This is a genomic window from Protofrankia sp. CiP1_Cm_nod3, from assembly GCF_982290655.1.
This window is the reverse complement of record NZ_CEVIVD010000007.1, coordinates 2,272-7,724: the sequence shown is the minus strand read 5'-3', so window position 1 is coordinate 7,724 and position 5,453 is coordinate 2,272. Positions and strand designations below refer to the sequence as shown.

General features: G+C 72.2%; 3 protein-coding genes. All 3 read right to left on the bottom strand.

Annotation, left to right across the window (positions count from 1 at the left end; genetic code table 11):
- A partial coding sequence (locus AC5LUJ_RS03135) for a homogentisate 1,2-dioxygenase (RefSeq protein ID WP_493464426.1) occupies nt 1–1,235 on the bottom strand: 1,235 nt, incomplete at its 3' end.
- Between the two features lie 92 nt (nt 1,236–1,327).
- A complete protein-coding gene (gene hppD, locus AC5LUJ_RS03130) occupies nt 1,328–2,560 on the bottom strand; it encodes a 4-hydroxyphenylpyruvate dioxygenase (RefSeq protein ID WP_250285725.1) in 1,233 nt (410 codons plus the stop codon).
- Nucleotides 2,561–4,051: 1,491 nt separating this feature from the next.
- On the bottom strand, nt 4,052–5,453 hold a 1,402-nt coding region (locus AC5LUJ_RS03125; protein WP_493464425.1), incomplete at its 5' end, for an aldehyde dehydrogenase family protein.

Here is a 5,453-nt window from a genome sequence, read left to right as displayed (position 1 = left end):
GCGCCCTCGCCGAGCTCGAGCGGACGGAAGGTGTCGACCATGACCGCGAGCTCGTCGACGAACTCCACCCCGAGCGAGCGCTCCACCGCGCCCGGCTGCGGGCCGTGCGTGTGCCCGCCCGGGTGCAGGCTGACCGAGCCCGGCCCGATGCCGGAGCCCCTGCGCGCCGCGTAGTCCCCGCCGCAGTAGAACATCACCTCGTCGGAGTCGACGTTGGAGTGGTAGTAGGGCACCGGCACGGCCAGCGGGTGGTAGTCGACCTTGCGGGGGACGAAGTTGCAGATCACGACGTTGCGGCCGGCGAGGATCTGGTGGACGGGCGGCGGCTGGTGCACCCGTCCGGTGACCGGCTCGAAGTCGGCGATGTTGAACGTGTAGGGGTACAGGCAGCCGTCCCAGCCCACCACGTCGAACGGATGGCTGGGGCAGCGGTAGCGGGTCCCGGCGACGCCGCCGTTGGCGCCGCGCGAGCCGCGGTGCTTGACGAGCACCTCCACGTCGGTTCCGGTCACCAGCAGCGGGCCGGCGGGCGGGCGCAGGTCCCGCTCGCAGTACGGCGCGTGCTCCAGGAACTGCCCGTGCCGGGACAGGTAGCGCGGCGGCGGGGCGAGAGGGGAGTCCGCCTCGATGACGTACACGCGCAGCGGCGCGGCCGGGTCCGGGATCCAGCGGTGGATGACGCCCCGGGGCAGGATCACGTAGTCGCCCTGACGGGCGCCAAGCGTGCCGAAGACCGTCTCCACGGTTGCCGCGCCGGCTTCGACGTACACGCACTCGTCGCCGATGGCGTTGCGGTACAGCGGGCTGGCCGCGCCCGCGACGGCGTAGCAGATGCGTACGTCGGCGTTGCCGAGGACCAGCCGCCGTCCCGTGACCACGTCGACGTCCCCGGGCTGTTTACCGGGCGGTGTCCCGGGCTGCGTGCCGGGCGGTGTGCCGGGCTGCGTCCCAGGCGGTGTGCCGGGCGGCGTGCCGGGCGGTGTGCCGTTGAACAGCGCCGGCAGCCGGAAGTGCCGGGGCAGCAGCGGGATGTTCGGGTGGGTGGTCAGGTCCGCGGGCGTCCAGGGCGCCGCGTCGGCGATCGCGGCGGGCACGCCGGTGTGGTACAGCAGCGCGTGCTCCCCGGCGAAGCCCTCCGCGCCCAGCAGCTCCTCGCGGTAGAGGCCCCCGTCGGGGCCGCGGTGCTGGGTGTGCCGTTTGGGCGGAACGTCGCCCACGGCCCGGTAGTGGGGCATGGCATGTCCTTCCCACCCGACGGCCCTGGCGGCCCGGCGGCTCCGGCGTGCCCGGTGCCGCCGGCGTCCTGGGCCCGCGGATGTCCCCGGCGTCAGAGGTTGCCGCGTCTGGCCTGCTCACGCTCGATGGCCTCGAACAGCGCCCGGAAGTTGCCGACGCCGAAGCCGAGCGCCCCGTGCCGCTCGATGAACTCGAAGAACACCGTCGGCCGGTCGCCGACCGGCCTGGTGAAGATCTGCAACAGGTAGCCGTCCTCGTCGCGGTCGACCAGGATGCCGCGGGTGCGCAGCTCCTCGACGGGGACCCGCACCTCGCCGACGCGGGCGCGCAGCCCGGGGTCGCGGTAGTAGGCGTCCGGGGTGTCGAGGAACTCCACGCCCCGGGCCCGCAGGACATCCACGGTGGTGACGATGTCGCTGGTGGCCAGCGCCAGGTGCTGGACGCCGGGACCGTCGTAGAAGTCGAGGTACTCGTCGATCTGGGAGCGCCGTGCGCTGATCGCCGGCTCGTTGAGGGGGAGTTTCACCCGGTGGTTACCGTTGGTGACAACCTTGCTCATCAGGGCCGAGTACCGGGTGGCGACGTCCCCGCCGACGAACTCGGCCATGGTGGTGAAGCCCATCACCCGGTTGTAGAAGGCGACCCACTCGTCCAGCCGGCCCAGCTCCACGTTGCCCACCACGTGGTCGAGCGCCTGGAACAGCCGGCCGGCTCCGCCCACCGGCCGCGCCCGGCCGGGCGTACCGCCGGTACGGCCGGTACGGCTGACACGGCTGACGTAGCCGGGCAGGTAGGGGCCGGTGTACCGGCTGCGGTCGACGAGGCTGTGCCGGGTCTCGCCATAGGTGGCGAGGGCCGCGAGGCGGACGGTGCCGTGCTCGTCACGCAGGTCGTGGGGCTCCTCGACGACCGCCGCCCCCCGCACGCGGGCGTGGGCGACGCAGCGGTCGACGTCGGGGACATCCAGGGCGATATCGATCACCCCTTCCCCGTGCCGGCGGTGGTGGCGCAGCAGCGGGGACGCCGGGTCGACCCCGCCTTTGAGGACGAACCGGACCGCTCCGGAGCACATCACGTACGCCTTGTGGTCACGGTTGCCGGTCTCGGGCCCGCTGTAGGCGACCAGTTCCATACCGAACACGGCCTGGTAGAACAGCGCGGACTGGGTGGCGTTGCCGACCGACCACACAACGGCGTCCCAGCCCGCGACCGGGAAGGGGTCCGCGGCCGTGTCGTGCTCCACCAGCCCGACGAGGCGGCGTATCTGGTCGAGGCCGGGTTCCGCCGGCCGCCGCCGGCTGGTGGAGATCTCGCTGCCGCTCATGACCGATCCTCCGTATCCTCCGTGGAGTTGAGGACGGCTTCCTGCCGGACAGTAAGCACACCGCACGAACAAATACCGCGCAACTCCTCTGCCCGGCCTGCCGGGAGGACGCTCCGTGAGGGCCGATCGAGCCCCCGGCACCGGGCACCGGGCACCGGGCACCGGGCACCGGGCGCCGGGCACCGGGCGCCGGGCGCCGGGCGAGGCGGAACGGGTCGCGCCCACCATGCCGGACGCTTCTCCCCCACCGGACCTCTCGGCACCGGGTGGGCGGCTGGCCGCCCGGTGGCCACGGGCCCGTCCGGCGGCGGGTGCCGACGGCGCGGCCCGCCGCCGTGACAGTGGCAGCGGCGGCGGCAGCGGCGGACCGCCGCCGGCCCGTACCCGGTCGTCCCGTCCGCGGCGGGACGTGTGGCATTGTTCCGCCGCCGATGGTCCCGGAGTTCCCCGCAATGGTCCCGGCAGTGGTCCTGGCATTTTCCGCGATGGCCCCCGGGCGATGGCGACGACCGGGCGTGACCTGGCCGACAGGCACGGAATTCGTGACGGCCGGTCGCCGGTCACCGTGACGACGGCCCTTTCGGAGTGGGACAGCACATACCGCCGGCGCCGACGGTGACCGCGATACAGCAAATACCGTTGTCCACACAGCGGATATCGTTGCCCGTGGCACTGCCGGCCCGGCCCGCCATCCGTCCCGGGCCGGTTCCTGTGACATACACGTACCGCGCCGGGAATAGTCCCCGCCCGGCCCGGCGCATGGCCTAACGTGAACGAGACGCGGCTACCATTTCGTTTTCGGGAGTTCGCGTTGCTGCAGGTTCTATCGGATGAATGCGTTGGGAGGTAAGTGTTACCCGTGCAAAACGACAAGAATTCGATAGTCCGGAGGGTCCTCGCCGGCGCGACCGTGGCGCTCGGTGCCGCGGCCTTCATCGGTCTGGGCACCTCTGTCGCAACCGCAAGCAGCGTAGACGCCGGTGCCACCACCGTCGTGGGGGCTGACGCGGGTGTCGGTGTCGGCCCGATCGTCGGCCCGGTTGGTCCGGTCGGCCCGGTCGGCCCCATTGGCCCTGTCGGCCCGGTTGGTCCGGTCGGCCCCGTGGGTCCGGTCGGCCCCGTCGGTCCTGTCGGCCCCGTTGGCGTCGGCCCGATCGTCGGCCCGGTTGGCCCGATCGTCGGCCCGATCGTCGGTCCGATCATCTGATCGGCACCACCTGACCGGCACCAACACGGTGTGACGGCACGACTCCGAAAACAACTCACCGACAACAAGTGGTGAGCGGACGTTGAGCCAGCAACGTCGCAACACAGCTCGACCCGCGCCGGCGGGACCGGTACCGATGACGAATCCCGCCGGTACGCCTTCTCCCGGGCGCCGTCAGACCCGCCCCGGTCACGGGCACCACCCGCGGCCGGGGCGGGCCGGGCAGCCGGCGCCAGCAGGACCCACAAAAGCCCGGCGCGTCCCAGGAAATCTCACAGGAAATCTCAGAAGAAGCGGCGCAGCAGCTTCTTCTTCCATTCCGTGTACGGCGGGTAGAGCAGCGGCGGGTCAGGCCGGGCCGGTTTCGTGACGACCGCCCGGCGGTGGCTGAACGCCTCGAATCCCCACCGGCCGTGGTAGGCGCCGATCCCGCTGGCGCCGACTCCCCCGAAAGGCAGCTGCGGGACGAGGACCTGCACCGCCAGATGGTTGACGACGACACCACCGGAGCTCGTCCCGCGCAGCACCTGCCGCACCACCGTCCTCGAACTGGTGAAAAGATACAGGGCGAGCGGCTTCGGCCGGGCGTTGACAAAGGCGACCGCCTCGTCGAGGGAACCGACCGTCAGGACGGGCAGAACCGGCCCGAATATCTCCTGGGTCATCAGCTCCGAGGCCGGGTCCGGATCGAGCACGACCGTCGCCTCGACGGTGATCGTGCCGGGATCGCTGCCGCCGCCGGCCACGACCTGCCCGTGGTGCCCCTCGAGCGCGCGGCGCAGCCGGTCGAACTGCCGTGGGTTCACGATCCGCTGTACGGGCTCGTCCCGCTGGAACCGCTCCAGCGTGGCCCGGATCTTCGCGACGAACTCGTCCCGGACCGAGCTGTCGACGAGAACGTAGTCGGGGGCGACACAGGTCTGGCCGGCGTTGAGCAGCTTCACCGAGGCGATCCGCTGGGCGGCGACGTCCAGGTCGGCGTCCGGCATGACGATGACCGGGCTCTTGCCGCCCAGCTCCAGGGTCACCGGGGTGAGGTGCCGCGCCGCGGCCTCCATCACCTGCTTACCGGTCTCTGTTCCGCCGGTGAAGAAGACGTGGTCGAGCCCCTGCGCCACCAGCTGCCGGGTGACGGTGGCATCCCCCTCGCGCACGGCGGCCGCGTCCGCGTCCAGATACTCCGGCAGCAGGCGGGCGAGCAGCGCGGAGGTCGCCGGCGCGTGCTCGGACGGCTTGACCACGACAACGTTGCCCGCGGCGAGCGCCCCGACGAGCGGGGACAGCGTCAGGTAGACCGGGTAGTTCCACGGGCCGACGACGAGCACCACGCCCAGTGGTTCGTACTGGTAGAAGCCCCTGCCCGGCAGCATGTTCACCGGCAGTGACGTCCGCCGTGGGCGCACCCATCCCCGCAGGTGCCTGCGGGCGTACGCGGCTTCGGCGCGGGTGCTGGCGATGTCCCCGAACCAGGCGTTGTGGGCGCCCCGGCCGAGGTCGGCGCCGAGGGCGGCGACGATGTCGTCCTCCCGCTGCGTGAGCAGGCGTTCGATCGCGCCGAGCTGCCGCAGCCGCCACCCGAGGTCGCGGGTGCGGCCCGTCGCGAACGTCCGGCGCAGCCGCTCGACCGTCGCGGCGGCATCGGGCTGGGCCTGCGCAACCGGTACCGACGTGACCACGGCCATCCCC

What these genes read in the sequence shown, in the direction of transcription:
- hppD (WP_250285725.1), bottom strand. Translation starts at nt 2,560, where the DNA reads ATGAGCGGCAGCGAGATCTCCACCAGCCGGCGGCGGCCGGCGGAACCC.